This window comes from Nocardia sp. CA-120079, assembly GCF_050955745.1.
Lineage (GTDB): Bacteria > Actinomycetota > Actinomycetes > Mycobacteriales > Mycobacteriaceae > Nocardia.
Genome location: NZ_CP192088.1, coordinates 5,919,461 through 5,944,685 on the forward strand (window position 1 = coordinate 5,919,461; position 25,225 = coordinate 5,944,685).

Annotated in this window: 30 protein-coding genes and 1 pseudogene; 18 read left to right on the forward strand and 13 right to left on the reverse strand. The window is 65.5% G+C overall.

Annotated features, from left to right (window positions below; genetic code table 11):
• The 3 genes from pucL to uraD are packed head-to-tail and all read right to left on the reverse strand — an operon-like array spanning position 1 to position 1,682.
• On the reverse strand, positions 1–876 hold the full coding sequence (pucL, locus tag ACQPYR_RS27345; RefSeq protein WP_433621810.1) for a factor-independent urate hydroxylase: 876 nt from the start codon (positions 874–876) through the stop codon (positions 1–3).
• Positions 877–879: 3 nt separating this feature from the next.
• Positions 880–1,179, reverse strand: a complete 300-nt coding sequence (gene uraH, locus ACQPYR_RS27350) for a hydroxyisourate hydrolase (protein WP_433621811.1) — start codon at positions 1,177–1,179, stop codon at positions 880–882.
• Complete coding sequence (gene uraD, locus ACQPYR_RS27355) at positions 1,176–1,682, reverse strand: 2-oxo-4-hydroxy-4-carboxy-5-ureidoimidazoline decarboxylase (RefSeq protein WP_433621812.1); 507 nt, start codon at positions 1,680–1,682, stop codon at positions 1,176–1,178. Before uraD ends, uraH begins: the two co-directional genes overlap by 4 nt.
• Before the next feature lie 194 nt (positions 1,683–1,876).
• Here uraD and ACQPYR_RS27360 point away from each other — a divergent pair, with 194 nt between their 5' ends.
• The 8 genes from ACQPYR_RS27360 to ACQPYR_RS27395 all read left to right on the forward strand — a co-directional run bounded on the left by ACQPYR_RS27360 (position 1,877) and on the right by ACQPYR_RS27395 (position 10,395).
• Positions 1,877–3,346: a PucR family transcriptional regulator gene (locus tag ACQPYR_RS27360; protein ID WP_433621813.1), complete on the forward strand. Its 1,470-nt coding sequence runs from the start codon at positions 1,877–1,879 to the stop codon at positions 3,344–3,346.
• Between the two features lie 8 nt (positions 3,347–3,354).
• A complete protein-coding gene (locus ACQPYR_RS27365) occupies positions 3,355–4,179 on the forward strand; it encodes an alpha/beta fold hydrolase (protein ID WP_433621814.1) in 825 nt (274 codons plus the stop codon).
• A 153-nt stretch (positions 4,180–4,332) separates the two neighbouring features.
• Complete coding sequence (locus ACQPYR_RS27370) at positions 4,333–4,938, forward strand: hypothetical protein (protein WP_433621815.1); 606 nt, start codon at positions 4,333–4,335, stop codon at positions 4,936–4,938.
• Positions 4,939–5,087: 149 nt separating this feature from the next.
• Positions 5,088–5,786, forward strand: a complete 699-nt coding sequence (locus ACQPYR_RS27375) for a helix-turn-helix transcriptional regulator (protein ID WP_433621816.1) — start codon at positions 5,088–5,090, stop codon at positions 5,784–5,786.
• Between the two features lie 97 nt (positions 5,787–5,883).
• Complete coding sequence (locus ACQPYR_RS27380) at positions 5,884–6,261, forward strand: VOC family protein (RefSeq protein WP_063038227.1); 378 nt, start codon at positions 5,884–5,886, stop codon at positions 6,259–6,261.
• Between the two features lie 225 nt (positions 6,262–6,486).
• Positions 6,487–8,115 (forward strand): NTF2-like N-terminal transpeptidase domain-containing protein, encoded by a 1,629-nt coding sequence (locus ACQPYR_RS27385; protein ID WP_433621817.1) that lies wholly within the window; start codon positions 6,487–6,489, stop codon positions 8,113–8,115.
• 70 nt (positions 8,116–8,185) lie between these two features.
• A complete protein-coding gene (locus tag ACQPYR_RS27390) occupies positions 8,186–8,902 on the forward strand; it encodes a response regulator transcription factor (RefSeq protein ID WP_063037967.1) in 717 nt (238 codons plus the stop codon).
• Positions 8,899–10,395, forward strand: coding sequence for a sensor histidine kinase (locus ACQPYR_RS27395; protein WP_433621818.1), 1,497 nt, complete (start codon positions 8,899–8,901; stop codon positions 10,393–10,395). Before ACQPYR_RS27390 ends, ACQPYR_RS27395 begins: the two co-directional genes overlap by 4 nt.
• 1 nt (position 10,396) lies before the next feature.
• On the opposite strand, the gene cqsA is transcribed toward ACQPYR_RS27395, so the two are convergent.
• Complete coding sequence (gene cqsA, locus ACQPYR_RS27400; protein ID WP_433621819.1) at positions 10,397–11,629, reverse strand: alpha-hydroxyketone-type quorum-sensing autoinducer synthase; 1,233 nt, start codon at positions 11,627–11,629, stop codon at positions 10,397–10,399.
• A gap of 149 nt (positions 11,630–11,778) precedes the next feature.
• Between cqsA and ACQPYR_RS27405 the strand changes: the two genes are divergently transcribed.
• Both ACQPYR_RS27405 and ACQPYR_RS27410 read left to right on the forward strand, forming a co-directional pair.
• Positions 11,779–12,435, forward strand: a complete 657-nt coding sequence (locus ACQPYR_RS27405; protein ID WP_433621820.1) for a response regulator transcription factor — start codon at positions 11,779–11,781, stop codon at positions 12,433–12,435.
• Entirely contained in the window at positions 12,432–13,616 is a 1,185-nt protein-coding gene (locus tag ACQPYR_RS27410) for a sensor histidine kinase (RefSeq protein ID WP_433621821.1), read from the forward strand. The genes ACQPYR_RS27405 and ACQPYR_RS27410 overlap by 4 nt, the downstream gene beginning before the upstream one ends.
• A 17-nt stretch (positions 13,617–13,633) precedes the next feature.
• Here ACQPYR_RS27410 and ACQPYR_RS27415 read toward each other — a convergent pair whose 3' ends face one another.
• Positions 13,634–14,026 (reverse strand): hemophore-related protein, encoded by a 393-nt coding sequence (locus ACQPYR_RS27415; protein ID WP_051182880.1) that lies wholly within the window; start codon positions 14,024–14,026, stop codon positions 13,634–13,636.
• 90 nt (positions 14,027–14,116) lie between these two features.
• Positions 14,117–14,752, reverse strand: coding sequence for a class I SAM-dependent methyltransferase (locus tag ACQPYR_RS27420; RefSeq protein WP_433621822.1), 636 nt, complete (start codon positions 14,750–14,752; stop codon positions 14,117–14,119).
• Between the two features lie 60 nt (positions 14,753–14,812).
• Between ACQPYR_RS27420 and ACQPYR_RS27425 the strand changes: the two genes are divergently transcribed.
• Both ACQPYR_RS27425 and ACQPYR_RS27430 read left to right on the forward strand, forming a co-directional pair.
• Positions 14,813–15,313, forward strand: a complete 501-nt coding sequence (locus ACQPYR_RS27425; protein WP_433621823.1) for a GNAT family N-acetyltransferase — start codon at positions 14,813–14,815, stop codon at positions 15,311–15,313.
• Between the two features lie 73 nt (positions 15,314–15,386).
• Positions 15,387–16,001, forward strand: coding sequence for a GNAT family N-acetyltransferase (locus ACQPYR_RS27430; protein ID WP_433621824.1), 615 nt, complete (start codon positions 15,387–15,389; stop codon positions 15,999–16,001).
• A gap of 58 nt (positions 16,002–16,059) precedes the next feature.
• Here ACQPYR_RS27430 and ACQPYR_RS27435 read toward each other — a convergent pair whose 3' ends face one another.
• Positions 16,060–16,299 carry a hypothetical protein gene (locus ACQPYR_RS27435; protein WP_433621825.1) on the reverse strand — a complete coding sequence of 80 codons (240 nt, stop codon included), beginning with the start codon at positions 16,297–16,299 and terminating at the stop codon, positions 16,060–16,062.
• A gap of 5 nt (positions 16,300–16,304) precedes the next feature.
• Positions 16,305–16,601 carry a hypothetical protein gene (locus ACQPYR_RS27440; protein ID WP_433621826.1) on the reverse strand — a complete coding sequence of 99 codons (297 nt, stop codon included), beginning with the start codon at positions 16,599–16,601 and terminating at the stop codon, positions 16,305–16,307.
• A gap of 344 nt (positions 16,602–16,945) precedes the next feature.
• On the opposite strand from ACQPYR_RS27440, the gene ACQPYR_RS27445 reads away from it, so the two are divergent.
• Both ACQPYR_RS27445 and ACQPYR_RS27450 read left to right on the forward strand, forming a co-directional pair.
• Complete coding sequence (locus ACQPYR_RS27445) at positions 16,946–18,295, forward strand: hypothetical protein (protein WP_433621827.1); 1,350 nt, start codon at positions 16,946–16,948, stop codon at positions 18,293–18,295.
• Entirely contained in the window at positions 18,292–18,888 is a 597-nt protein-coding gene (locus ACQPYR_RS27450; RefSeq protein WP_433621828.1) for a GNAT family N-acetyltransferase, read from the forward strand. Before ACQPYR_RS27445 ends, ACQPYR_RS27450 begins: the two co-directional genes overlap by 4 nt.
• Positions 18,889–18,904: 16 nt before the next feature.
• On the opposite strand, the gene ACQPYR_RS27455 is transcribed toward ACQPYR_RS27450, so the two are convergent.
• Positions 18,905–19,420 (reverse strand): nuclear transport factor 2 family protein, encoded by a 516-nt coding sequence (locus ACQPYR_RS27455; protein ID WP_433621829.1) that lies wholly within the window; start codon positions 19,418–19,420, stop codon positions 18,905–18,907.
• Positions 19,421–19,494: 74 nt separating this feature from the next.
• Between ACQPYR_RS27455 and ACQPYR_RS27460 the strand changes: the two genes are divergently transcribed.
• Positions 19,495–20,124 (forward strand): winged helix-turn-helix transcriptional regulator, encoded by a 630-nt coding sequence (locus ACQPYR_RS27460; RefSeq protein ID WP_433621830.1) that lies wholly within the window; start codon positions 19,495–19,497, stop codon positions 20,122–20,124.
• On the forward strand, positions 20,121–20,852 hold the full coding sequence (locus tag ACQPYR_RS27465; RefSeq protein WP_433621831.1) for a hypothetical protein: 732 nt from the start codon (positions 20,121–20,123) through the stop codon (positions 20,850–20,852). The genes ACQPYR_RS27460 and ACQPYR_RS27465 overlap by 4 nt, the downstream gene beginning before the upstream one ends.
• Positions 20,853–21,109: 257 nt before the next feature.
• On the opposite strand, the gene ACQPYR_RS27470 is transcribed toward ACQPYR_RS27465, so the two are convergent.
• Entirely contained in the window at positions 21,110–21,667 is a 558-nt protein-coding gene (locus tag ACQPYR_RS27470) for a hypothetical protein (protein WP_433621832.1), read from the reverse strand.
• A 27-nt stretch (positions 21,668–21,694) separates the two neighbouring features.
• A pseudogene (locus ACQPYR_RS27475) lies at positions 21,695–21,919 on the reverse strand (helix-turn-helix domain-containing protein); the annotation flags it as partial.
• Between ACQPYR_RS27475 and ACQPYR_RS27480 the strand changes: the two are divergent.
• Positions 21,911–22,300 (forward strand): hypothetical protein, encoded by a 390-nt coding sequence (locus ACQPYR_RS27480; RefSeq protein WP_433621833.1) that lies wholly within the window; start codon positions 21,911–21,913, stop codon positions 22,298–22,300. The pseudogene ACQPYR_RS27475 and the gene ACQPYR_RS27480 overlap by 9 nt on opposite strands.
• A 223-nt stretch (positions 22,301–22,523) precedes the next feature.
• On the opposite strand, the gene ACQPYR_RS27485 is transcribed toward ACQPYR_RS27480, so the two are convergent.
• Positions 22,524–23,591 carry a fatty acid desaturase family protein gene (locus ACQPYR_RS27485; RefSeq protein WP_433621834.1) on the reverse strand — a complete coding sequence of 356 codons (1,068 nt, stop codon included), beginning with the start codon at positions 23,589–23,591 and terminating at the stop codon, positions 22,524–22,526.
• A 359-nt stretch (positions 23,592–23,950) separates the two neighbouring features.
• Here ACQPYR_RS27485 and ACQPYR_RS27490 point away from each other — a divergent pair, with 359 nt between their 5' ends.
• Positions 23,951–24,562: a class I SAM-dependent methyltransferase gene (locus ACQPYR_RS27490; protein WP_433621835.1), complete on the forward strand. Its 612-nt coding sequence runs from the start codon at positions 23,951–23,953 to the stop codon at positions 24,560–24,562.
• A 194-nt stretch (positions 24,563–24,756) separates the two neighbouring features.
• Here ACQPYR_RS27490 and ACQPYR_RS27495 read toward each other — a convergent pair whose 3' ends face one another.
• Positions 24,757–25,164: a PaaI family thioesterase gene (locus ACQPYR_RS27495; RefSeq protein ID WP_433621836.1), complete on the reverse strand. Its 408-nt coding sequence runs from the start codon at positions 25,162–25,164 to the stop codon at positions 24,757–24,759.
• Positions 25,165–25,225: the final 61 nt, after the last annotated feature.

Below are 25,225 nucleotides of genomic sequence, written 5' to 3' on the forward strand. Positions count from 1 at the left end.
TCACTCCCAAGCCGGTCCGGGCGCGGGGGCGTCCTCGGTGAGTACGGTGCCCTCGATCAGGCCGTAAGGGCGGTCGGCGGCGAAGAACACCTCGTTGTCGTTCTCCAGTCCGAAGCCGGACAGATCCACGACGAAGTGATGCTTATTGGGCAGCGACAGCCGGACCTCGCAGACCTCCGGGACCGCGCCGATCACCCGGTCGCCCATGGCGTAGAGGGTCTGCTGCAGCGAGTAGCTGTAGGTATCGGCGAATGCCTCGAGCAGCGCACCGCGGACCTCGCGGTAGGCCTTGTCCCAGTCGCCCGGTTCGCTCGCGAACCGCCACTGCGCGTTGACCTCGGTGGCCAGAACGCGGTCGTAGGCCTCCTGCAGCGTCGTGTACTTGTCCTTGATATAGCCGTGGAATTCCGAGCCGGTGGAGTTGAGCACCACCAGACCCGTCAAACCCGAGACCACCCAGGCGTTTTCGCCGTCGTAGTGCACCCGCGAGGTACGGGTCTCCTGGCCGGAGCGCACGAACGAATACTGGTTGTCACCGGGGCCGACCACGATGCGCTCCCAGGCGTACTCCGCCAGGGAGACCCGCGCGTGGTGGATGGGCGGCTGGGAATCGACGAAATGCCGTGCCAGCAAAAGACCGAACGCTTCCGGCGAAGTGATGCCGTGTTCCTTGGCGAAGGCGAACACGGTGTTCTTCTGGGTGTCGGTCGGCAGGACCGTCGCATTGTCACCGGTCAGGTGGACCTCGTCCATGTCACCGGATAACGCGACACCGACGTTCAGATCCCGGATCTCGTGGACGCCACCGGTTTTCGTCACCCGGACGACCCGGTTTTCCGCTTTGCCGTATCTATTCGGCCCGAGCTTGATCGACATGGTTCAGCTACCTCGGTAGGTCGAGTAGGAATAGGGACTGAGCAGCAGCGGCACGTGGTAGTGCTCGGCTGGGTCGGTGACGCGGAAGTCGATGGACACCGACGGGTAGAACGGACTGAGGTCACCGGTTTCGAAAATCAGCCGGTGGACACCGATTTCGGGTGCAGGCAGATCCTGGACGCGCCCGTCGTCATCGGTGCGGCGCTCGGCGAGCACGGTGCCGTCGGCCTTTTCCAGCCGCACCGGCAGCCCCGCCGCCGGGCGACCGGATGCCGCGTCGAGCACATGGGTGGACAGACTCACCTGTCCTCCAACAGCTTTCGGATCCGCAGCCGGGTGATATCGGCGAGTTCGCGCTGGGTCGCGATGCGCTCGCCCTCGGCGGTATTCGCCAGGCGCCTGCGCAGTTCGGCGCGGATCTGCTCAGCGGAGCGGCCGGCGGCACGAATCAGGAAGACATGCCCGAACCGCTGCTCATAGGCCAGGTTGCCGGCAGCGATGTCATCGAGTGTCTGCTGGTCGGCGCTCGCCGTGCCGGACTGCTCACCGGCGGACCACTCGGCCTCCCGCGTGCCCGCCTTCGCCCGGTCGCCGATGCGCGGATGCGCGGACAGCGCCTCCTCGATATCGGGCCAACTCAGCTCCCGTACCCCGGCGACCGCGGCGGCCATCAGGCTCGTGCTGTCCACGTACGGCCGGTGCGCTGCCACCTTCTGCGCCCAGACGTGTGAGGCGCAGCAGGTCAGCAGTTCCGCCTCGGCCTGGTCCGCAGGCAGCGAGTTGAGCCATCCGATCTCACCGGACATCCGATCTCCCATCGAGCTTGTTCTGGTGCTGGGAGTAAGTACACCCGCCGTTCATCTGCGCTGCTAGGACCCAGAAATCCGAAGTGTGCGCCAGTTCACACGGGCTCGTTTGTGTGAATATCCAAAGCGTCGCCGGGAGGGCGCGAGCTGGGCTGTTAGCCTCGGCAAGTGTGCGACTTAGATCACTTCTGACCATGAATCTCGGTCTCGAGCTCGTCACCGGCGAGGAAGAGCTCGACCGTTTCGTGCGCTGGGTAGTGACCACCGACATGCTCGATCCGAGTCGTTATCTCTCCGGCGGTGAGCTCGTCCTGACCGGGCTGCAATGGCGGCTTTCGCCGGAGGACAGCGAGACCTTCGTGCGGGCGCTGGCCCAGGCCGGAGTCGCCGGACTCGCCGCCGGTGACGCCCGCTATGGCGGCGCTCCGCCCGACGTCGTCGAGGCCTGTCGACGGCATCGGATTCCGCTGTTCCGTGTCCGTGAAGATGTCGCATTCGCCCAGGTCACCGAGACATTGACCCGCAATCTGTCCACCGGGCGCGCTGCGGACCTGACCGCCATACTCGACCGCCACCGCCAGCTCGTCTCGGGTACCGGGCTGGGCTCGGTGCTCGAGCTGATCGAACGCGATCTCGGGATGCGCTGCTGGGTCGTCGCATCCACCGGACGCGTGGTGGCCGGACCCGCCGCACCGCCACCGGTCGAGGCAACGGCAGCATTCCTGAACGCTCGCCGTCTCCCCCACGTGCTGGTCCAGGACAAGGCGCGCTACTCGCTGTTCGCCGTCGACGAGCACAGCACCTCCCGCGCCGCCGACTGGTTCCTGGTCTTCGAAGGCGACTTCAAAGACTGGCCGGAGGAACGTCGCGCCCTGACCGGCGAGCTCGCCGCGGTCGTATCGCTCGAACGCGCCCGGCTCGACGACCGTCAGAGCGCCGAGGGCCGCCTGGCCCAGGAACTCATCGAACTGATCGTCTCCGATGCCAAACCCGCCGAAATCATTTCCCGCCTGGAACTGACCGGGCTCGGCCGCGCCGAAACCTATATCGCAGTGGCGGCCGGAGCAGATGCCTTGCGCCCCGGCGAATTACGCGTCCTACTGCGCGAAATCCTCTACGGCAAAAGGCCTGCCGCAGGTGTGGTCGACGGTGAAGCCATTGCCCTCATCCCCGCAGACGGCTCCGTCATCAGCGAAACCCACCGCGCCGTAACCGCTTTGGAGCCCGGACTGCAGGGTGCTCACCTCTCGATCGGTGTCAGCGGCATCGTCGACGGCGAAGGTCTGCGCGGCGCGGTAGAAGAAGCCCGCTACGCGCGCCGCCTCGCTGCCGACCGTCCCACCCCCACCACCGTCGTCGGCCACGACGAACTCGCCACCCATATGCTTCTGCTGGCCAGCGTCCCCGACGAGGTCCGCCGCATGTTCCGCCTGCGCCTGCTCGACCCGTTGAGCAGCTACGACCAGGAAAACCGCGCCGAGTTGGTGCACACCTTGGAAACCTTCCTCCAGGTGTCCGGCTCGTGGACCAAATGCGCTGAGCTACTTCACGTTCACGTGAATACCTTGCGCTACCGTATCCAACGCATCGAGGAACTGACCGGCCGCGACCTGTCCCGCCTCGAAGACCGCGTCGACTTCTTCCTCGCCCTCGCCCTACGCTGAAGGAACCCATGGACAGCACGGATCTATACATCCCGACTCGGCTCGGTACCCTGCACGTCGTCACAACCGGGCACGGCGATCCGCTCGTGATGTGGCCGAGCCTGCTCATGGACGCCGGACTCTGGGACGCTCAGATCGCCCACTTCGCCGAGAATTACCTGACCATTGCGGTGGACCCGCCCGGCCACGGAAAATCCAGTCCACTCACCCGCGGCTTCACCTTCGACGACTGCGCGGGCTGCGTGGTCGACATCCTCGACCACCTCGAACTCTCGCGGACCCACTTCATCGGGAACTCCTGGGGCGCCATGATCGGCGGCACCTTGGCCGCCGAATATCCGGACCGCGTCCGATCCGCCATCTTGATGAACGGCACGGCCTCCCCGGCGCCGAGCGCTCAGAAATTGCAGTACAGGGCGCTGCTCGTCATCGTCGGCATCCTGCGCGGCATCCGCCCACCGCTCACTCGCTCGGTAGTGAGCGCCTTCCTCGGGCCGACCACCGAAGCCACCCGTCCCGATGTCGTGCGCCGGGTCCTCGATACGGCACGTCGCAATGATCCGAAATCGGTCGCTCATGCCGTCCGATCGGTGGTGATCGAACGCCCGGACCAACGCGACCGGTTCGCCGCGATCACCTGTCCCACACTGGTCGTCGGCGGTCGCGAGGATCGCACCTTTCCGGTACCCGAACTGGAGACCATGGCTCGGTCCATACCCGGCGCGGAACTGGCGGTCATCGAGGATGCCGCGCACCTTGCCGCCGCCGAGGTTCCCGAGGTCGTCAATCAACTGGTCGAAACCTTCCTGACGAACTGCGCCGAAGCGCATTGACTCGCACCGGTCTTGCGTACGGCCGCACCACGGCGAACGATTAGCTGTGCGGTGGCCGTGTTCGCGGGCCGTGCGGTCCGAGCACCCTCGGTGGACCGCGACGCGTCAGCCTCGCTATAGAGCGGAGTGATCTCTCCGCACTAGGAGGACTCGATGTTCATCCAAGTTATTCAAGGAAAGGTTTCCGACGCCGATCGGCTACGTCGGTGTATGGATCGGTGGACCGAGGAATTGCAGCCGGGAGCCGTCGGCTATCTCGGGACGACCAGCGGGTTGTGCAATGACGGAACGTTCATCGCATTGGCGAGGTTCGAATCCGAAGAAGCGGCGCGGCGCAATAGCAATCGTCCGGAGCAGGGCGCATGGTGGGCCGAGACCGAGCAGTGCTTCGACGGACCGGTGCAGTTCATGGATTGCCCCGAGGTGACGCAGTGGCTGGGCGGTGGCTCGGATCAGGCCGGGTTCGTCCAAGTCATGGAGGGCCATACCCGCAATCCGCGCCGCATGCGCGAACTGCTCGCCGAAGGCACCGAGCGCATCCACGAACTGCGCCCCGAAATTCTCGGCGGCACCCTGGCGACATATGGCAGCGACGGTTACGTCGAGGCCGTCTACTTCACCTCCGAGGCCGAGGCCCGCGCCCACGAAAAGCTGGAGATTCCAGACGATCTGCGCACCCTGTTCGACGAGGAAGGCGAACTCATGGGCGAAGTCGAATACTTCGACCTGCACGAACCGATGCTCGTCTCCCGCCGCTGACCGGAGCCGTCGCATATCCAGTGACACCCGCGCGCAGGCGACTGCGCGAGGCGCTCACTGGCAATGTGACACCCTCGACTGATACCCGCATTCCGTCAAGACAATTCGGGCGGGGGTTCGATGTCGGTGGTCGGCGCTAGCGTTGCGGCGTGAACCGTACGGATCGGCTGTATGCGATCGTCGAGGAATTGCGGGCGGTGGCGCCGCGGATGCGGACCGCGCGGGAGTTGGCGCAGCGTTATGAGGTGAGCGTTCGGACGATCGAACGCGATATCGCGGCACTGCAGCAGGCGAGTATTCCGATCTACGCGGATGTCGGCAGGCGCGGTGGCTACGCGTTGGAGAAGAGCATGTCGCTGCCACCGCTCAACTTCACCGCAGCGGAAGCGGTCGCACTCGCCGTGGCTTTGGCGCGCAGCGAGGCGACGCCCTTCGACCAGGCCGGGCGCAGCGCGTTGCGCAAGATTCTCGGGGTGATGTCGGAGCGCAATGCGGCCGCCGCCCGCGACCTCGCCGCGCGGGTTCGGTTGCTTGATCCGGTCGATGCGCCGCCCGTCCAGGCCATTCCGTCGGTCATCGGGCAATCGATCGAGGCGGGGCGGGTGCTGCGGATCAGCTATTCGGATCGCTTCGGCGCGGCCAGCGACCGGGAGGTCGAGCCGACGGCATTCCTCAACGGATCACGCGGCTGGTATCTCATCGCATGGTGCCGGTTGCGTGCGGAGTCGCGCTGCTTCCGGCTGGACCGCATCCGCACGGCGACCATGATAGATACACCGACGTCGCCGCGCCCGCTCACCCCTTCCGATATTCCGAAGGACCTCGAACTCCGAACCGTCGCGCTGTGAGAGGAAATCGGCGGGAAACACCGACAGGGGGTTGTCGCCGCGCCGGGTGATCGTGATCGGGCAAGACACCGATACCCGATCGCGAGGAGACGACACGGTGAGCACTCCCCCTTTCAACACGGTTGCCTGGTTCCAGGTCGGCAGCGACAAGCCGCAGGAGGTCGAGAAGTTCTACGGCGACCTGTTCGGCTGGAGCTTCGCCGCCGACCCGAACGCCGACACCTACGACTTGGTCAGCTACCCGGCGAGCGAGGCGCCCAGCGGCGGCATCTCGCGCACCCCCGATGCCTCGGCCAATCACGCGACCTTCTTCGTCCTCGTCCAGGATGTGGCGGCCACGGTCGCCGCCGCCGAAAAGCTGGGCGGAAAGGTGTCGGTCCCGCCGATCACCGGCAAGGACGGACTGGTCTTCGCACACATCCTCGACACCTCCGGAAACGACTTCGGCATCTTCAGTCCACCGCCGCAGTCGTGAACCGACGGGGACCTCGGCCATCGGCCGGGGTCCCCCGGTCGGCTCGAACTTTGTTGCGGGGAGCCAACATAAGGCCATATCTCGAGTCCATCGCAATTCGGCAGCTATCCGATTTATCGAATGGATAGCCGTCGAATGCGCGGGCTAGCCTCGAAGTCCGTTGCGCTGCGCAATCAGATGCTGACGACCACCAATCGCGGTTGAACTCGAGAATCGAGGATCCCGATGAGCAATTCCCCGGGCGTCGGACCGCACATGAGCCGCACACGCTGGTCGGCGGCACTCGGCGCGGTGATTCTCGCGGTAGCACTCGGCGGGTGCGCCTGTTCGTTCGGCGAGTATTCGGATGACGCGAGGGTGGCGGTCGAAAAGTTCACCGAGCTGCTGAACAAGCGGGATGCGGATAACGCCGCGAAATTGACCACCCAACCGAGCAATGCCGCCACATCGCTGCGACAGGTGTTCGAGGGATTGGGCCCCGGTGCTCCCGACTTCCGTTTGTCGCAATTCATCGCATTGGATTCCAAGGAGGGCATCTTCGCCCTGCAGGGCGCGTGGGCATTCGGACGCGATCGAAACTGGACATACGACGCGCAGGGCACGATCCGAAAGTTGGCGACCGGCTGGCGAATCTCCTGGGACCCCACTATCGCCTTGCCACAACTGGACAACACCCGCAAGGTCAACCTGGTAAAGGCCTACCCGACGCCGTCGCCCGTGGTGAAGGACAGTCTCGGACAACCGTTGCTGACCGAGCAAGTCATCGCTGTGGTCCGGCTCGATCCCGCCCGCATCACCGATCCGGTCGCCACCACCGACGCACTGGCGAAGGCCATCGCACCGGTCGCCCCACTGATCACCGGCGAGTCCTTACGCGCGCAACTCGCCGCCGCCAAAGGTCAACCGGTCGTCGCGGTGAATCTGCGGCAGGACGACTTCGCGGTTCTCGAACCTGACATCACGCCGATTCCCGGGGTGGTGGCACAGCCGCAGCCACGGCTGATCTCGGCCGACCGGCGCATCCAATCCCCCATGCTCGACGCACTGCGCACGGTGTGGCAGGACAACCGGGACCGGACCGCGGGCTGGGCGGTGCAGCTATCGGGACCCGACGGGCTGCCGATCGCAAACATCGCCGGACAGCAGGGCACACCGGCGCCGGATGTGTCCGCGACCCTGGATCCGCACTGGCAGCGCGCCGCCCAGGATGCGGTCAACTACCTCGGGAATCCGGCGGCCGTCGTCGCGATCCATCCCGCGACCGGAGCCATTGTCGCCGCCGCCGAGAACAACGCGGCCAGCACGAACGAACCGGTGGCCTTCGCCGGGCTCGCCCCGATCGGCGGCACTTCCGAACTACTGCGGACGGCCGCGGCCACCATCGCGCACAAACCGCCACAGGATGTATCCCTCGACGAGGTCACCCAGGCCGCCCGCATGCTGGGTCTCGGCGTCGATTTCGAGCTGGCGGGTCTGGACAAGGTGAGTTCGCGAATCCCGGCCCCGGGCACCGCGGACGCCCGACGCGGCGGCCGGGCGAGCGAAATCCAGGCCAGCCCCTACGGCATGGCGATCCTCACCGCCGCCATCGCCAATGGACGCATCACGCCACCCATGATCGAAAATGGCCGCCCGGCAACGACTTCCGCCGAATCGAGTCCGCTGCCCGCCGCGGTTGTCGACCAACTCCGGAGGCTGATCGGCGGCGGCGGATATGTCACCACAGCGGCCGGGCAGGGCTGGCTGCTCGCCAATACCGGCGAGTTGGTCTTCGCACTCCACGTCGAAGATCCCGACAGCAGCACCACTGTGCGGAACGCGGCCGAACGCATTTTCCATCCGGATCTCGGATAGGTCCAGGGCTCACAGCCAACACCCAGCTTGTCCTGAGCTGCGACCTTGCTCGGCCCGTCACGCTAGTGGAATGAGCAGAGCAGAGCCGGAAGCACGCATTCTCGTCATCGATGATGAGCCGATGATCGTCGAGCTCCTCGCGGTGAGTCTGCGATTTCAGGGGTTCGAGGTAGTCACCGCGATCAGCGGGACGGACGGGCTGGACAAAGTGCGCCGGTTCCGGCCGGACGCGCTGATCGTGGACGTGATGATGCCGGGCATGGACGGGTTCGGGCTGTTGCGACGGCTGCGCGCCGACGGGATCGATGCGCCGGTGCTGTTCTTGTCCGCGCGCGATGAAGTCGACGACAAACTCACCGGACTGACCCTCGGCGCGGACGACTACGTCACCAAACCGTTCAGCCTCGAAGAGGTGATCGCCCGGCTGCGGGCCATCCTGCGGCGGTCGGGCAGGGATGCCGTCGCGGACCTGTCCTCCCGCATCGCGGTGGGCGATATCGAACTCGACGAGGACAGTCACGAAGTCTGGAAAGCCGGCGTGCCGGTGGCATTGTCGCCCACCGAGTTCACGCTCCTGCGGTATTTCATGGTGAATTCGGGCAAGGTGCTCAGCAAGGCGAAGATCCTGGATCACGTGTGGCGCTATGACTTCGGCGGTGACGCGGGCGTGGTCGAGTCGTATGTGTCGTATTTGCGGCGCAAGGTCGATACCACCGAACCCAAACTCATCCACACGCTGCGCAGCGTCGGCTATGTGCTGCGCGCACCACAGCCGAGTCGGATATGAGACTGCGCGAATCACTCGCCCGGCGGGTGTCGGCCATCCCGCTGCGGGTGGGACTCGTCGTCGCCCTTGTCTTCCTGGCCGCCATGGTGCTGCTCTCCACGGGTTTCGCGGTGACCTCCGCCCTGAGTCGATCACTGACCGCGCGCACCGACGAGCAGCTCTACGACGCCGCTCGCTCATGGGCCGAACCACGCGAGATGAAGCAGGTCGTCACGAATGACGGTGCGACGGTGTGGGTGCCGGCCGACCTGCCGCAGGCGCCGACCCCTCGGCCGTTCACCGATCAACCCCGCCGCTTCTATGAGTTGCACAAAGGCCCCGGGGGACAGATCTATCCGGGCACCTCGGTCGCGGTTGCCGGCACCGGCACCACGCCGGATGTCGACGGGCAAATGGCATCGGTCCCAACGACAGTCGGCTCGACCGACGGATCCGAGCTGGAATGGCGCGCCCTGACCACCAGCAACCAGTACGGCTCGACGACCATCGCGCTGCCACTCACCGATAACCAGGAGACGGTATCGCGCTTGATCTACTTCGAACTAGGCACCGGCGCGGCCGCATTGATCGCGCTCGGTGTGGTCGGGTACTTCGTCGTGCGGCGCAGCCTGCGCCCGCTGCGTAATGTCGAGAAGACCGCGGCGGCGATCGCGGGCGGTGATCTGCACCGGCGCGTTCCGGTGCGTGGTGTCGATACCGAGGTCGACCGGTTGGCGCGGTCGTTGAATGCGATGCTCGCGCAGATCCAGCACGGCGTCGCAGCCACCGAGGCCTCCGAGGAAGACGCCCGGCGCTCGGAACGCCGGATGCGCCAGTTCATCGCCGACGCCAGCCACGAATTGCGGACTCCGCTCACCACGATTCGCGGTTTCGCCGAGCTCTACCGCCAAGGCGCGAGCACGGATGCGTCCATGGTGGTGGGCCGCATCGAGGGCGAGGCCGAACGCATGGGCCTACTCGTCGAGGACCTGCTCATGCTCGCGCGGCTGGATGCCAAACGCCCACTCGACCGCCGCCAAGTGGATCTGCTGACGCTCGCGGGCGATGCGGTGCACAATGCGCAGGCCATGGCGGCGCGGCAGCAACCTCGACGCCCGATCACCCTCGAGGTCCGTCCCGGCGTCGGCACCATGGACGTGACCGGCGACGAAGCGCGATTGCGGCAGGTGCTGGCCAACCTGCTCGGCAACGCCCTGGCCCACACTCCGGCCACCGCCGCGGTCACCGTGCGGCTCACCCCGTCCGCGGATGACGTGCGCATCGATGTCATCGACACCGGCCCCGGCCTGACGCCGGAGGCCGCCGCCCGCGTCTTCGAACGGTTCTATCGCACCGACGACTCGCGCACCCGGGCCAGTGGCGGAACGGGTTTGGGGCTGTCGATCGTGCAGGCCCTTGTGGCGGCGCACGGCGGTCGGGTGAGCGTGGACAGCGAGCCGGGCAACGGCGCGACCTTCACGGTGATCCTGCCGCGTGCGACGGCCGCCTTATAGCTCACTGGCTCGGCACGAGTTGCGCTGGAGTCGGTGCGGACCTCGGCCTTTCGTAACGCATCGGCGCCGTCGCGCCGAAGTTGTTGCGAACCTCGGTGCACACCTGGATGAGTCGATCCACCTGCATATCGGTGAGCCCGGCATGCAGTGAGAAGCGGATGCGCGCGCGGTCGGGCGCGGTAGCGGGCCAGCACAGGACCGAACCGAAAACGCCACGGGCCTCCAGGAAGTCGCGGATCGCGATGGTGCGCTCATCCGAACCGGTCTGCAGCGCGACGATATGGCTGGCCGAACCCTCCAGATCGAATTCCAACGCCATCAGCGCACGCCGCACGACAGCGGAGATCTCGCGCAGCCGGACCCGCCGCCACTCGTCGACGCGAATCACTTCGAGCGTCGCGGCCAGACCGGCGATATCGTGCGGCAGCAGTGTCGCGGAGAAGACCGCGGGATCGGATTCCATCTTGAAGTAGTCGACGAAATCGATATTGTTCGCGGCGACGAAACCGGCGCGTCCCGCGAAAGCCGTTGCGAGGCTGGCGGTCCGGAATGGCACCCGGTCGGTGAGGCCGAGCGCGACCACCATGCCCGCACCGTAGGGCCCGTCGGTGCCGAGCGAATGCGATTCGTCGACCAACAGCACACTGCCGGTTTCGTCGGCGACATCGCAGATCTGGGTCAGCGGACAGCGACTCCCGTTGCTGCTGTATATCGAATCCACCGCGACGATGCCCGGGCCGTGCTTGCGGATCTCGTCGCGCAGATGGCCCGGAAAATTGTGCCGGAACGAATATACCGGCGCACCAGCGGTTTTCGCGCCGTGCCACAGCGACATATGCGCAATGTGATCGATGTAGACCGGCGTATGCGAGTCGGCGATCGACTGCATCAATCCGGCGTTCGCATCCCAGCCCGACTGACACAGAATTCCGGCGGCCGCCCGCATATGTTCGGCAAGCGTGGTTTCCAGCGCGATCTGCGGATGGTCGGGACCGTGTACGAAGACGCCCGACGGGGGTGCTCCCCCACTCGCGTACTGCAATGCCGCGCACATCGCGCCGACGATATGCGGCTCGTGCGCAAGCGCGAGATAGTCATTGCTGGCCAGCACCACGTCACCCGGCCTGTGCTTACGGCCGTGCAGAATATGCCGTCCGCCCCATGCGATCGCGACCCGTTCCCTGTGGAATCGGTTGACGCGAAAGAATATGCGGTCGGCAACCGACATTGTCATCTGAACTCCTTTCACTACTATCAGCTACTACAGAGCACACCGAGCAGATTGAATCACTCCGCATGGCCGGATGCGCCGAAATCGCCAACTCGACGCGGGGTCTGTCGCCCTAACAGCGCCCTAACAGCGACAACAGGCACGATGGTCGGGTGCGGGTACTGGTGGTCGAGGACGAGCAGTTGCTGGCCGACGCGATAGCCGATGGGCTGCGGCGGCATGCGATGGCGGTCGATGTGGTGTACGACGGCGCGGACGCGCTGGAGCGGGTCGGCGTGAACGACTATGACGTGATCGTGTTGGATCGCGATCTACCGACGATATCCGGGGATATCGTCTGCACCTCGCTCACCGAGGCAGGCAGCGACGCCAGGATTCTGATGCTGACGGCCGCCGCGGCGGTGGCCGAGCGAGTAGCGGGGCTCGGTCTCGGCGCCGACGACTACCTGACCAAACCGTTCGCATTCGCCGAATTGGTGGCCCGCATTCAGGCGCTGGGGCGGCGCGCGCGGCCGGCGACCCCGTTGGTACTGGAGCGGGCCGGGATTCGGCTCGACCCGCATCGGCTGACGGTCACCCGCGACGGCGAGCCGGTTTCATTGTCGCGCAAGGAGTTCGCGGTACTGGCCGAATTATTGCGTGCCGACGGCGGAGTGGTGTCGGCGGAGCAGTTATTGGAGAAGGCATGGGACGAGAACATCGATCCGTTCACGGGGGTGGTGCGCTACACGATCATGATGGTGCGCCGGAAATTGGGCGATCCGCCGGTGATCGAGACCGAGGCGGGCGTGGGGTACCGCATCCGGTGAGGGGCCGCACCATTCGGCTCCGGCTCACCCTGCTGTACGCGGGCGCGTTCTTCATCGCCGGGGCGATTCTGGTTGCGCTGATGTACTTCTACCTCGACCGGTCGCTGGATCGGCGACACGGGATGGGTGCGCAGATCCTCGTGCGCGAGTACCTGGCCAAGCGGAATCGCCCGATCGTCACCGAGGAGTTGTACACGGCGCTGACCGCGCAGGCCGCGAAGGAGCGCCGCGACACCTTGGAGGCGATGCTCGTCTGGTCGCTGGTTTGCCTGGGTGCGATCGGGATCGTCGCGGGCGGACTGGGTTGGCTGCTGGCCGGGCGGGCCTTGCATCCGCTGCAGCAGATCACCGCGACCGCGCGCCGGGTGGCCGATCGCAGCCTGCACGAGCGGATCGCGCTGACCGGACCCGAGGACGAAATCAAGGATCTGGCAGACACTTTCGATGCCATGCTGGAACGGTTGGATCGCGCCTTCGACGGTCAGCGGCGCTTCGTCGCCAATGCCTCACATGAACTGCGCACACCCTTGACCATCAATCGCACGTTGATCGAAGTGGCGCTGGACGATCCCGACGCACCCGAATCCACGCGTCGGCTCGGAGCAACGCTTTTGGAGGTCAACAATCGGCACGAGCGGCTGATCGACGGATTGCTGGTGCTCGCGAGCAGTGAGCAGCGGCTCATCGAGCGCAGTCGGGTCGATCTGGCCGAGGTGGTCCGTCGGGTGGTCACTGTGGCGGGTGATGCCGCCGACCGGGCCGGTATCGAGATCCGCACCGATATCGAGGCGGCTCCGGTCTCCGGTGATCCGGTATTGCTGGAACGTCTGGCACAGAACCTGGTGGACAACGCGATTCGCTACAACGTCGGCGAAAAAGGTTGGGTCTCGATCAGATCGGTGAGCAACGGGGGCAATGCCCAGCTCGTTGTCGAGAATACCGGCCCGATCGTGCCTGCCTTCGAAGTCGACGGACTCTTCGAACCGTTCCGCAGACTGCCCTCCGGCGAACGGGTCGCCGAATCGGCGCACGCACCGAACAGCCGGGGCGCGGGGCTGGGTCTATCGATCGTGCGATCGGTCGCGCACGCACACGGTGGCGAGGTCCGGGCGACCGCGCGGCCCGAGGGCGGACTCACCGTCACGGTCACCATCGAAAATCGAACGGGCGACGCCGGATAGCGCCGCCCGCGTTCGACTCAGTAGTTGTGGCAGGTGTTCGCGATCTGGCGCAGCTTGTCGATCTTCTGCTGGCCCTCGGGCGAATTGCGCTTCTCCTCGATCTTGGTCCGCGCATTCGGGTGGTTATCGATCCACTGCTGGGCGCGCTGCTTGCGCTGCTCGACCGGCAGCCCGAGGAATTCCTGCAACTTCGCCTTGCGATCGGGATGACTGTCCAGGCGTTCGGCGAGCTTGGGCGCCTCGGCGTGAATGGCCGCGTCCACCTGCGCGAAGCTGCATGTCGTCTCGATCAGTCCGCCGCCGATGCCCGGTTGCGCCGAAGCGGTTCCAGGAACCAGTAGCGCCCCCGCCGCGAGCAGACCGCCGAGTGCAACAGCGGTTCGCACGAATCCGGTACGGGTGTATGTCATGACGAATGACCCTTTCCATTGGCGATCGGATCACGGCAGGCAGTGCCGCGACCCGATGCACAGTCCATCAGGCAGGGTGTTTGCGCGGCGCTAGGAACGGCGAACGCGGGCGAGCCAGGCTGCCTCATCGACAATGCTGCCGGGGACAAGGCCGAGCTCTTGTGCCTCGACGACCGCCTCGCTGACGCGTCCGCGATACCGTGCGGGCTTCAGTTCTTCCAAATCCCAGCCAGCGCCGAACGGGTTGGAGATCGCGGAGCGGCTGATGCGCGGACCGAAGCCGGGTTCGGCATCCGACAGCGCGAGGATGTGGAGGTACCCGCCGGGCTTCAGGACCCGGTGCAGGCTGCGGAGATAGTCGGTCGGATCGCCGTTGTCGTGGGCGAAGACATGGAACAGCGCACTGTCGAGAATGGTGTCGTAGCGCGGCTCGTCCCCCAGATTCAGCGCATCGGCCACCTCGAACCGCGCGGCCACACCGTGCTCGCGCGCATTGGCCCTGGCATATGCGATCGCACTCGGCGCGAGATCCACCCCGAGCACGTCATGGCCGAGCTCGGTCAGCCGAATGGTGTGCTCACCGGCACCACACCCCACATCGAGTACCGCACCCCGAATCCACCCCTGCTCGATCAGCTCGAGCACTGCGGGCTGCGGCTCCCCGATCACCCACGGAGCGGACCCGTTGTCATAGACGGCATTCCAGAATTCAGGCGGTCGATTCATGTCTCCAGCCTTCAACCTCAACCAGGGTTCATGTCAACCCAACGGGGCTACATTGCGTTGATGACCGATTCTCCACACCTGCGCCCCGCCCGTTCCGAGGACGCCGAATCCATCGCGACCATCTGGTACGAAGGCTGGCGCGACGCCCACCTCGGCAATGTCCCCGACGAGCTCGTCGCCGTCCGCCCTCAGGAATCGTTCGGCACGCGCGCCGCGGAGCGCATCGACGACACCGTTGTCGCGATCGTCGCCGACCACGTAGCCGGTTTCGTCATGACCCTCGATGACGAAGTCGACCAGGTCTACCTATCCCGGCACCACCGCGGCACCGGAGTCGCCGCATCCCTGCTCGGTGCCGCCGAGCAGCGCATTCATGCCGGCGGTCATTCCCGCGCCTGGTTGGCCGTGGTTGCGGGCAACACCCGCGCCCGCGCCTTCTACGCCCGGAACGGATGGGTCGATGAGGGGCTGTTCAGTCACCGAGCACCTGGACCCGATGGCCCCGTGTCGGTTCCTGCCCACCGCTACGTCAAGCATCTGGGGCTTTCGCCGAAGAACTAGGCATCGATCCTGGGAATCTCGACCAGCCCGTTATTGCGTTGCTCCACGTCGGATCAGCTGCCAACATCCCAGGATGGACACCGAGCAGCCCGCCGCGCTTGCGTCCGGAATCGCGCCGCCTCAACAGATCAACCTGGGCGATCTGCTGCTGCGCCGTTGGCGGCCCGAGGATCTGATGCCGCGATTCGACGCGGTCACCGCCTCCTTCGACCACCTCCATCCATGGATGGACTGGCTGGCCGAACCCATGACACTCGAACAGCACCGTGCCTTCGGCGACGCGATGGCGACGAGCTGGCCGAGCCCCGACGGAAGCTGCAACTACGGCATCTTCGACGGCGACGGGACCCTACTCGGTGCGATCGGAATCCACGACCGCGTCGGCCCGCGCACACTGGAAATCGGGTACTGGTGCCATGTCGCGCATACCGGCCGAGGAATAATCACCCGCTCCGCCGCCGCGCTGACCCGAATCGCGTTAGACCTACCCGGCATCGACCACGTCGAAATCCATTGCGACGAAGCCAATATCCGCAGCGCCGCGGTCCCCCGCCGACTCGGATACCGGCTCGACCGGGTCGCACCACGCGAGGTCCGCGCCCCCGCGGAGTCGGGCCGCGGGATGTTCTGGATCAAAGACAACTTCCCGACGGCGAGCCGCCCAGTCGCACGTTCCGAACACGGCTGAGGGAGACCAGTTCGGCACGAACTTAGCCCGGCGGCGTAGACGACAGCTGAACGCTCGCTCAGGTATCTGCGTCATGCACCCTGCCCGAATCGCCCCCGATGGCGTCGCTCTCGTCCGAGTCGGCATTCAGGAGCCAGCCGTCTTCGCCGACTCGACACAACCAGCCATCGGCCGTGCTCTCGTAGATCGGCATGCTGTCGACGGGGGCGAGGTCGAGCTTTAAATGGGTTTCTTCGTGAAAAGCGGCGAGCAATGCGCGCACAGCCGGAGCGATCTCGCCCCGAGGGATCTCGGACATCTGCCCTACGCCTCCAATGAGTTCGGCAGGGCCTTCGAATTCATGAGCGCCGCCCAGTAGTCGTCTCGAAGCACGTCCCACAGATCACTGTGCTTGGGCAGCAATTCCCGAGCGGCGGCCAAATCGGGATACGGATCGAACACGATCGTTCCGGGTTGCACTCCCGTCAGCGGCGCGCGCGACGGCAAGCAATACGCTGCGAACGACTCCGAAATGAACTGCACGCGCAACACCCGCGCGGAGCAGCCGACCAACTGCCACCCAGCAACCTTGCGACCGTCCCGAGTTTGCGTGGTACGCAACCGATCTCGTCGCATCACACCGCCCCACGATTCGCAGCTGCCGTCGACTCGATACCTCGGCGCTCCGTTCGCCCGGACTGCCCAGCCCACTCGCGAACGGCATCCGCGAACCGCTCAACCACATCGGCCGTAGCACCGCTGTACGCGCCTGGCGGCCCGACAATCGGATACCGCTGCGGCAGTTTCGAATTCGTCATGATCCCTCCCCTTGGCTTCGGTCGACGCACCCGACCTCGGATGCCCATAAAGCGTCGCCGAACAGCCACTTCGATCCCAGCCACAAAACCGCACGCAAGTAATACGCTTCCGATATCGAGCGTTGTCGACGCGAAACAGGGGTGGCCATGATCGTTACCAATTGGACCGGTATTGAAGTCAAGGCTCTTCGCATTGCCGCTCTGCGACTCACCCAGGAAGCGTTCGCGGAGCAACTCGGCTACCAGCCGGTGACCGTGCGGAAATGGGAGCGCGCGCTCGACACCCGTCCAGTCCGTGGCAAGTCCGCACTAGACCTCGACACCGAACTCGCGCGGCTGAACGACGACCAGGCCGAACGGTTTTGGGCGGCCGTCACCGAAGCGCGTTCGACAGTTTCGGTGCATCCTGGCGTGTATGCGGCCGACGCCTCGACCGATCGGTCTGGCGGGTCGCTCGGTGTCTATGCGTGGGAAGTCGATGGTGACGTGAAACGGCGGGAGTTCGGCAAGTTGGCTGCGGCTACAGGTGCCGCTGTGGTTCTGAACTCGTGGGATCTCCACGGAGACCGACTCGGCATGTCCGATGCCCGGCGACTGCTCGACCGCGTCGACCAACTGGTGGGTGAGGATCAGCGAGCCGGTGGGGCACCCCTGGTGAGCTACGCCGTGGAAGGGCTTGCCCGCGCCAAGAACCAGCTGGAAACATGCGCGTTCGATGCAGCCACAGGCGACGCATTCGCCAGTGCGACCGGCGAACTTGCGGTAATGACGGCGTGGCTGGCATTCGACGCGGACATGCATCCGCTAGCGCGGCGCTGCTTCTCCGATGCCATGGCGCTGGCGAGTCAGGCAGATAACGCCGATCTGACCACACACACGTGCTTATATGCGGCGAACCAGTCGATCGCGCTCACCCAGATGGGACAGGCAAGCCCGCACCATGCGTTGAAGCTGGTCGATCGAGCGCGAGATCTCATGCGGGGCAGACCACCTGGGCGGATCCACGCCCTGATCGCAATCCGGCAGGCGCAGGCTGTGGGCCTGCTCGGGGATCGAAACGCGTTCGGGCGTGCGATTGCTACTGCGTGGCGGGAGGTAGACCAGGCAATCGATCACGAGCCCATCGAAGAGTGCCCCGCTTGGCTCCAGTTCGTCGGCCACGCCGAGGTCCGCGGCCATGAGGCACGCGGATATGGACGGGTCGGTGACCTCACGAGGGCGGTTGATCTGCTGGAGACCGCCGTGAACGACCAAGCGTCCGTTCGGAATTCGGTAAATGCACGGGCATGGTTGGCATCGGCGCGGGCCGCGACCGGGGACATCGCAGGCGCAGTGGCCGAAGCGATGCCCGTAATTGAGCATCTGGACAATGCGGTTTCGTCACCACGCACCGTAAGGGTCCTCGTACCTGTCCGGCGCGCAACCGCCGGTTTGTCCATGGGAGCGGAGTTCGGCCAACGATTCGACACCCTCGCGCAGAAGGCGATCAATGCATGAAACCGCCCGACGCAGTCGTATTCCAGCACCTCGATGCCGCGCAGGCCCGCGAGCTCCGCGCGACCGTGGCCGACATCTACCGCCGGTCCTATGTGGACGCCATCGCGTCCGGCGACCCGTTCGACTCGCCGGACCAGTTCATGCATCGCTTCGACTCCTACACCGCCCCAACGCGCCGCGACGTATTCGCGATGGTCATCGCATACCTCGACGGCCAACCAGCCGGACAAACCTGGGGATGGACACTCAGCCCGAATGCCGCCTGGTGGAATAACTTTCGACCAGACAACACGATCGTCAACCGCGACGCCTTCACCGCCGAAGACGGCACCCGCACCTTCGCGCTATCGGAGATCATGGTGTGCGCAAACAACACCGGCCGAGGCCTGGCCCGAGCCCTGCACGACGCGCTGCTGAACAGTCGACCCGAGCGACGCTCGACACTCTTGGTGGAGCCGGACAACGAGCGCGCCTACCGGGCATATCGAAACTGGGGTTGGACCCGCGCCGGGATCACAAGACCGAGCTGGCCCGACGCACCCACATTCGACGTGCTGATCCGCGATCTGCCTGCTGGTGCCTCGTCTGGATAGGTTGCTGCAGTGCCGGCTAGAGGAATCTGGGCGCAAAGAGGTCGGCGGTGCGCAGCGCGAAGGCGAGGGGGCGAGCGAGGGATGCCACGAGCGCGCCGGTCAGGCGTCCGCGACGCCTTGCCGAAACCCGCGGCGGGAGCGTCGCGAACAGGGTTACGAGGCCCGGTAGTGGACGGACGAAAACCTTGTAGTCGACGATCTGTTCCTTTCCGTTGCAGCGCACCAGATTCATAGCCTCCAGTTCCACCCCGCGCACGCGTGCGTGGAACGAGAACGATCCCGTATCGCCGAGCACGAGTGGCTCAGTGGTGGTGAGGTCGTCGAGGACGGCGAAAATGTCGCGGTGCAGAGCCACGACCTCCTCCTTGCCCTCGAACCGCAGTCGCGCGGTGAGCGGTGAGTGAAAGACGATATCGGGCGCCAAGAACTCGGCGACCAAATCGGCGTCGCTGCTTTCCCCTGCGGCGCGCAGGGCGGCGAGCGCCGGTGAGACCGGCGAGGTAGCAGGGGCTGGGGTACCGGAGACGGACATGAGGACCCTCTCATGAGAGAAACGTGCGATACTGGCACTTGATAAAATCAAGCATTCTTGAGGAGGTCAAGCATATGCCGACTCGCTCCTACGGGCAGTTCTGCGGTCTGGCGCGCTCGCTCGACGTGGTGGGTGATCGCTGGAGCCTCCTGATCGTGCGCGAGCTGATACCCGGACCGATGCGTTACGGCGAACTCGTGGCGTCGCTGGATGGGATTGCCACCAATCTGCTCGCCGACCGCCTGAGGAGCTTGGAGTCCTGCGGCGTCATCGAGCGGCGGCTGGGCACGACCAGTGGCGTGGTGTACGCCCTGACACCGTGGGGTGGTGAGCTGCGTGAAACGATTGAGACGCTCATCCGCTGGAGTTTCCCGTTGATGGTCAGCGGTCCAGGCGGCGACGCCTTTCAGCCTCGCTGGCTTGCTGTCGCACTCCCGGCGCTGCTCCGCGGAAGGACCGCAGAGCCTCCGGCCGAGCTGGGCATCGAGGTTGCCGGTCTATTCATGACCGTGCGGATCGACACCGACGGCCCCCACGTGATTCTCCAACCCGACCGGCACCCCGACACGATCCTCGAAACAGAGCCGGAAGTGGTCCTGGGACTCGCCGCCGGCGCGATCACCATCGACGAAGCGCTGTCCCTGGCGAGCGTCCACGGCGATCCGCGCGTCCTCAGCACGGTGCTGGCAGGAGCGTCGAGATGAGCGAGCTGCTCGATGAGGTCCTCACCGCCTATGGCGGCCTCGAACAGTGGCGAGCCGTGAACGCCCTCACCGCCCACGGGAGATTCGGCGGCCTCCTTCGATCACGCTTTCCCGGAAACCGAATGGCCAACCTGACTGTGCGGGTGCAGTTGGCACAACAGCAGGCCGTCTTTCACGGCTTCCCACAACCCGACCAGCAAGCGGTGTTCGATCGAGGCGACGTACGGATCGAGACCCGCGATGGCGAAGTGACCAACGCCCGGCGTAACGCCCGCGCCGTCTTCGCCGGGCTCAGCGGATTGCGGCGCAACCTCCACTGGGACGCTCTCGACGCCGCGTACTTCGCCGGATACGCATTTTGGAACTACCTATCGACACCCATACTTCTGACGCGTGCAGGAGTCACCATCACCGAAGGCGATACCTGGTCGGAAGCCGGCGAGCGGTGGCGACGCCTCGAGGTCGGCTTCCCGCCGGGCCTCCACACCCACTCCCAGCACCAGACCTTCTACGTCGACGCTGCCGGCCTCATCCGCCGCCACGACTACATTGCCCACCCGATCGGCGGGTGGGCGCACGCCGCCCACTACTGCGACGACCACCGACGCTTCGCCGGACTCGTCTTTCCCACCTGTCGACGAGTGCGCCCACGACGCCCCGGCGGCCGAACTCTTCCCTTTCCGATTCTCGTCGCACTCGATATCGACCGAATCGAGATCGAGACATGACCGCAATCTGCTCCACTTTGGGTCCAGGGCGCCGAACCCTTTCTCGGTGAAGTCGTGAATCACCTGTGCCCGATGGGAATCGGTGCTGGTGCCGCAGCCGGTGGTGAGCAACACGGCGACCACGGGTAATGCGAGCACCGCCCGGATTCGTCGCGATAGTGCGCGGTGATGCGACCCAGACATTGCGGAGTCCCCTCCCCGCCGGGTCAGTACCGGCGCCCGTTGCCGAGGTTAGCAGCCGTGATCGTGGAGCGGCATCATTCGAGTTCGCGTCCGGCCAGCCACAGTTGTTCGAAATGCCCGATCGCGCCTCGAACGAATGTCGGTTCGTCGATGCGGAATCCACTCAGCTGCTGAGTGGTTCCGGTGGTGAAGGCGAGGAAGGCGACGGTGTCGTCGAAGATGGCGAAGTTGACCGCATCGGCCGCCAGCGGCCAGTCGATCACCCGGATGCGGTAGTTCGGATGCTCAGCTGCTGCCTTCGCCAATTGTTGGGCCCACGCCATCATCTCTTCATTGGGTGTGGCGATGACCCGGCGCACGGAGCGTCGGCCCGGTGCCTCCGACCACGCGACGATGGCGTTGAAGTATGCGGCGGCCGCGCGGCTGGTCTTCGCATCGGTGAAACTGAGGAAGTAGGCAGCTGGCCGTAATCTGATGTAGCTCGTCATGATTCGGTAGCGCGCCCGGTGTACCTCGGCGAGCATCGCAGTATAGAACTCGCTGTCGGATACCGGCATCAACGTCGCACCTGCGTATGCCGCGTGACCGCTGAAACTGGCACTGTCGACGCCGCGTGATCGGTCTGCTCGCATCCAACGCTGCTTCCACTCCGAGCTATCGCCGCCGCACGCTTCGACGAATGCCCGTGTCTGCTCCCAGGACGGGAACCGGTGGCCATTGAGTATCGCGGAGACGGTGGCGTTACTCGCGTTGATCGCAGCCGCGAGCACTCGATATTTCGGACGGCCCGCGGCGCGGTGTAATTCCCTGAGCGACAGGGCGAAGCTTTCGGTAGGCCGGTCCGGATCGAGCGGACGGCATCGGTGAACCCCCTGATGGAAGATACCGGTTCATTATCTGTCGTTGTCCGTGTCGATCCGGATTTTTCCGTCCGGGCTCGATCGCATCCGAAGCCGCAGCGTCCTGATCCGGTGTCCGTCTTTTCTGCCGATGTCGCCGCTATACCTGACATTACGGCTGTGCGCGGGCGCGGCGTGATCGAAGGACGTGACGTAATGCCCAGTGAAACAAGGAGATTCGGTGACCTGGACCTCACCGTTCGACGGCTCGGTCATCCGGCGCTGTCCACGCAGCAGTGTGCCGTGCTACAGACTCTCGCGGCCATTGTCGCGTTGGCAGACGCATGTGCGACAACATGGTTGCTTGCTGCCGCTATCACCGCCTGCCTCACGCTGGCGCGGCCGCTGGGTACTGGTGTCCGATAGTGTCTGGCGGCCTTCCACCTGCCGCGAGGCCGGATAACCGCGGTCGATGCCGGGCCGGCACGACAAGCCGCGTAACGCCGCAGCGCGGGGGCTTCAGAACGACCCAGATCTCCTTGTGCTGTTGGTACTTGCGCACCGTCCCGGTTTGCTGCTGCCTGCTCGGGCTGTCGTGCGCGACACTTGGGCCCGGCGTACTTCTCGCCGTGGCCCGCCCGGGAAACGTTCATCCGGCGACCGGATGTGGGTCGGTGGTGCGCAGAGGCGCGCCGACGTGGTGCAGGTGCAGCAGCGCCTCGCGGTAAGAGGAGATCAGCCCGGTCTCGTGGTAGGGCACGCCGATTTCGGCGCAGTAGTCGCGGACGATCACCTGGGCGTGACGCAGATTCGGCGTCGGCATGCTCGGGAACAAGTGGTGCTCGATCTGATAGTTGAGCCCGCCGAGGGCGAGGTCGGTCAGCACGCCACCTCGCACGTTGCGGGAGGTCAGCACCTGCTTGCGCAAGTAGTCGGGGCGGTCGTCGCTGGTCAGGGTTGGCATGCCCTTGTGGTTCGGGGCGAAGATGCAGCCCATGTACAGGCCGAACAGCGCCTGGTGGACAGCGAGGAACGCGAAGGCTTTATCGGCGGGCAGGACCGCGAACAACGCGGCCAGATAGGCGGCGAAGTGGCCGAAGAGCAGCACGCCCTCCACTCCGCGGTATTTGACCGATCGATTTCTGAGCGCACGTACGCCGGCCACGTGGAGGTTCAGGCCCTCCAGCATCAGCAGGGGGAAGAACAGGAATGCCTGCGCCCTCCCGATCAGACGAGACAGACCACGGCTGGCCCGCGCCTGCTGATGTGACCACACCAGAATGTCGGGTGCGACATCGGGATCGAGTTCCTCGTGGTTCGGATTGGCGTGATGCCGGGTGTGCTTGTCCTGCCACCAGCCGTAGGCCAGGCCTATGCCGGCGTTGCCGACCAGTCGGCCCACGACCTCTGTCGGCCGACGTAACCGGAAGACTTGGCGGTGCGCGACATCGTGCATGACGAGTGCGACCTGAGCGCACGTGACGGCCATGAGCGCCGCGACCACGAGCGTCCACCACGAGTCACCGACGAGGACGAACGCCGCCCAGCCTGCCGCGAACGCAATGCCGACCAGGCTGAGCCGGACGGCGTAGTAGACGGGACGCCGGTTCATCAGTCCCGCATCGGAGATCCGGCGCAGCAGACGGGCGTAATCACCGCCGGCGCCTGGCCGCGATGACTGTGGAAATGACTGTGTAGCAAAGGCCGGTGTCGTCATAGATCTTCCTGAGAGCCGAGTCGGAGATGCCACCTCCGCCCGTCTTCGATGCCGACCCGTTGATGTCGATCGGAGATCTGATCCAGCGGCCGCAGCTCGGTGTGTCCGGAGCGGGGTGACGATTTCGATGAACCGAAGCTATCGGCCGGATTCTCATTCCATGTAATCCCTTGGTATGACCCGGAATCGGACTGCGGTGTGATATCGCGGGTGCGAATTCGGGCGTCGTCATCCGCCTGAAATCCGGTGTCGATGGGCGGGCGACACCGGCGGCGGGCACCCATCAGGCCGGGCGCTGACTATCGGCACGGCGGTGGCACAGTGAACCAGAGGCGGCCCGAAGAGAAGAGGAACAGACCATGAGCGGACGTACCCCCAGCCAGTGGGAAGAACTCACGGCTGCCGACCCTGCGCATTCGACGTGGTACGTGGAGCGGTTCCGAGCAATGGCGGCCGAAGGCACCGATATCGTCGGGGAGGCGCGGCTGGTCGACGCGATGCTCGACCGCGGTGGCCGAGTCCTGGATGCGGGGTGCGGTCCGGGGCGTGTGGGTGCCTACTTGCACCGAGCCGGCCACGTCGTGGTCGGCGTCGACGTCGACCCGGTGTTGATCGCTGCCGCGGAGCAGGACTATCCGGGGCCGACCTGGATAGTCGGTGATCTCGCCGAGCTGGACTTGCCGGGCCGTGGGGTCGTCGGCGACTTCGATGTCATCGTGTGCGCGGGGAACGTGATGACATTTCTGGCGCCGTCCACCCGGGACGCGGTGCTGGCCGGGTTCGCCCGCCATCTCGCCCCGGCCGGTCGGGTGGTCGTGGGGTTCGGCGCCGATCGTGGTTACGAGTTCCCGCAGTTCCTGGCAGACGCCGAGAACGCCGGCCTCACGGTGGATTTGCGGCTGTCGACGTGGGATCTGCGTCCATTTACCGACGATTCCGACTTTCTGGTGGCGGTATTCTCGCTCGCTTGACCGGACCGGTGATCGAGTCCCTCAGCGCGACAGGCTCTTTGGTGCGCATCGATGGCAGCACCCACGATGGGCCAGCGGTGTGTCCTGTCATCGCCTGACACCGCGCAGGTCGAAAGGCGAGCCGGTCGCCGGAAGTAGCGGCGCGCGACCCATGCCCTGCTCCTGGGCATGGGTGCGCCGCTCATCTCTCGGCTTCAGGCGGCCGCGTGTGGAACGCGTGTCTGCACAGTTTGGATCACGTGGGCGCACAGCTCGCCGGACTCGTCCGCGATTTGCACACCCACCACCACCGCGGTGCGGCCGACGCGCACCGGCGCGGCGACCGCATGCGCCGCGCCGCGGACCGGACGCAGGAAATGCGTCGTCGAATCGGTCGTCGCGGGCAGCGCCCCCGGGGCGAAATTGAGTGCGGCACAGACCGCCGCAGCCGCATCGGCCAACCCCATCAGGGCACCGCCGTGCAGGCCGCCCCCTGTTGTCGACAGCTCGACGGTGTGGGTCAGGCGAGCCGTGACCGCGGCGGGGGTGAGTTCTGAGAACTCCACTCCGAGAGTGCGGACGAACGGAGCCAGTCGGTAGACGTCTTCGGCGGTGATGGTCATGGTCGGCCTCTCATCGTTGTAGAGACCTCACTCTACAACGAGTTCTGGAGAGTAATCTCTA

What these genes read in the sequence shown, in the direction of transcription:
- ACQPYR_RS27460 (WP_433621830.1), top strand. Translation starts at nt 19,495, where the DNA reads ATGCCGACTCGCTCCTACGGGCAGTTCTGCGGTCTGGCGCGCTCGCTC.
- ACQPYR_RS27390 (WP_063037967.1), top strand. Translation starts at nt 8,186, where the DNA reads ATGAGCAGAGCAGAGCCGGAAGCACGCATTCTCGTCATCGATGATGAG.
- ACQPYR_RS27370 (WP_433621815.1), top strand. Translation starts at nt 4,333, where the DNA reads ATGTTCATCCAAGTTATTCAAGGAAAGGTTTCCGACGCCGATCGGCTA.
- cqsA (WP_433621819.1), bottom strand. Translation starts at nt 11,629, where the DNA reads ATGACAATGTCGGTTGCCGACCGCATATTCTTTCGCGTCAACCGATTC.
- ACQPYR_RS27420 (WP_433621822.1), bottom strand. Translation starts at nt 14,752, where the DNA reads ATGAATCGACCGCCTGAATTCTGGAATGCCGTCTATGACAACGGGTCC.
- ACQPYR_RS27495 (WP_433621836.1), bottom strand. Translation starts at nt 25,164, where the DNA reads ATGACCATCACCGCCGAAGACGTCTACCGACTGGCTCCGTTCGTCCGC.
- ACQPYR_RS27485 (WP_433621834.1), bottom strand. Translation starts at nt 23,591, where the DNA reads ATGACGACACCGGCCTTTGCTACACAGTCATTTCCACAGTCATCGCGG.
- ACQPYR_RS27360 (WP_433621813.1), top strand. Translation starts at nt 1,877, where the DNA reads ATGAATCTCGGTCTCGAGCTCGTCACCGGCGAGGAAGAGCTCGACCGT.
- ACQPYR_RS27445 (WP_433621827.1), top strand. Translation starts at nt 16,946, where the DNA reads ATGATCGTTACCAATTGGACCGGTATTGAAGTCAAGGCTCTTCGCATT.
- ACQPYR_RS27385 (WP_433621817.1), top strand. Translation starts at nt 6,487, where the DNA reads ATGAGCAATTCCCCGGGCGTCGGACCGCACATGAGCCGCACACGCTGG.
- ACQPYR_RS27490 (WP_433621835.1), top strand. Translation starts at nt 23,951, where the DNA reads ATGAGCGGACGTACCCCCAGCCAGTGGGAAGAACTCACGGCTGCCGAC.
- pucL (WP_433621810.1), bottom strand. Translation starts at nt 876, where the DNA reads ATGTCGATCAAGCTCGGGCCGAATAGATACGGCAAAGCGGAAAACCGG.
- ACQPYR_RS27425 (WP_433621823.1), top strand. Translation starts at nt 14,813, where the DNA reads ATGACCGATTCTCCACACCTGCGCCCCGCCCGTTCCGAGGACGCCGAA.
- ACQPYR_RS27455 (WP_433621829.1), bottom strand. Translation starts at nt 19,420, where the DNA reads ATGTCCGTCTCCGGTACCCCAGCCCCTGCTACCTCGCCGGTCTCACCG.
- ACQPYR_RS27470 (WP_433621832.1), bottom strand. Translation starts at nt 21,667, where the DNA reads ATGCGAGCAGACCGATCACGCGGCGTCGACAGTGCCAGTTTCAGCGGT.
- ACQPYR_RS27465 (WP_433621831.1), top strand. Translation starts at nt 20,121, where the DNA reads ATGAGCGAGCTGCTCGATGAGGTCCTCACCGCCTATGGCGGCCTCGAA.
- ACQPYR_RS27435 (WP_433621825.1), bottom strand. Translation starts at nt 16,299, where the DNA reads ATGTCCGAGATCCCTCGGGGCGAGATCGCTCCGGCTGTGCGCGCATTG.
- ACQPYR_RS27395 (WP_433621818.1), top strand. Translation starts at nt 8,899, where the DNA reads ATGAGACTGCGCGAATCACTCGCCCGGCGGGTGTCGGCCATCCCGCTG.
- ACQPYR_RS27365 (WP_433621814.1), top strand. Translation starts at nt 3,355, where the DNA reads ATGGACAGCACGGATCTATACATCCCGACTCGGCTCGGTACCCTGCAC.
- ACQPYR_RS27430 (WP_433621824.1), top strand. Translation starts at nt 15,387, where the DNA reads ATGGACACCGAGCAGCCCGCCGCGCTTGCGTCCGGAATCGCGCCGCCT.
- uraD (WP_433621812.1), bottom strand. Translation starts at nt 1,682, where the DNA reads ATGTCCGGTGAGATCGGATGGCTCAACTCGCTGCCTGCGGACCAGGCC.
- ACQPYR_RS27450 (WP_433621828.1), top strand. Translation starts at nt 18,292, where the DNA reads ATGAAACCGCCCGACGCAGTCGTATTCCAGCACCTCGATGCCGCGCAG.
- ACQPYR_RS27480 (WP_433621833.1), top strand. Translation starts at nt 21,911, where the DNA reads ATGGAAGATACCGGTTCATTATCTGTCGTTGTCCGTGTCGATCCGGAT.
- ACQPYR_RS27415 (WP_051182880.1), bottom strand. Translation starts at nt 14,026, where the DNA reads ATGACATACACCCGTACCGGATTCGTGCGAACCGCTGTTGCACTCGGC.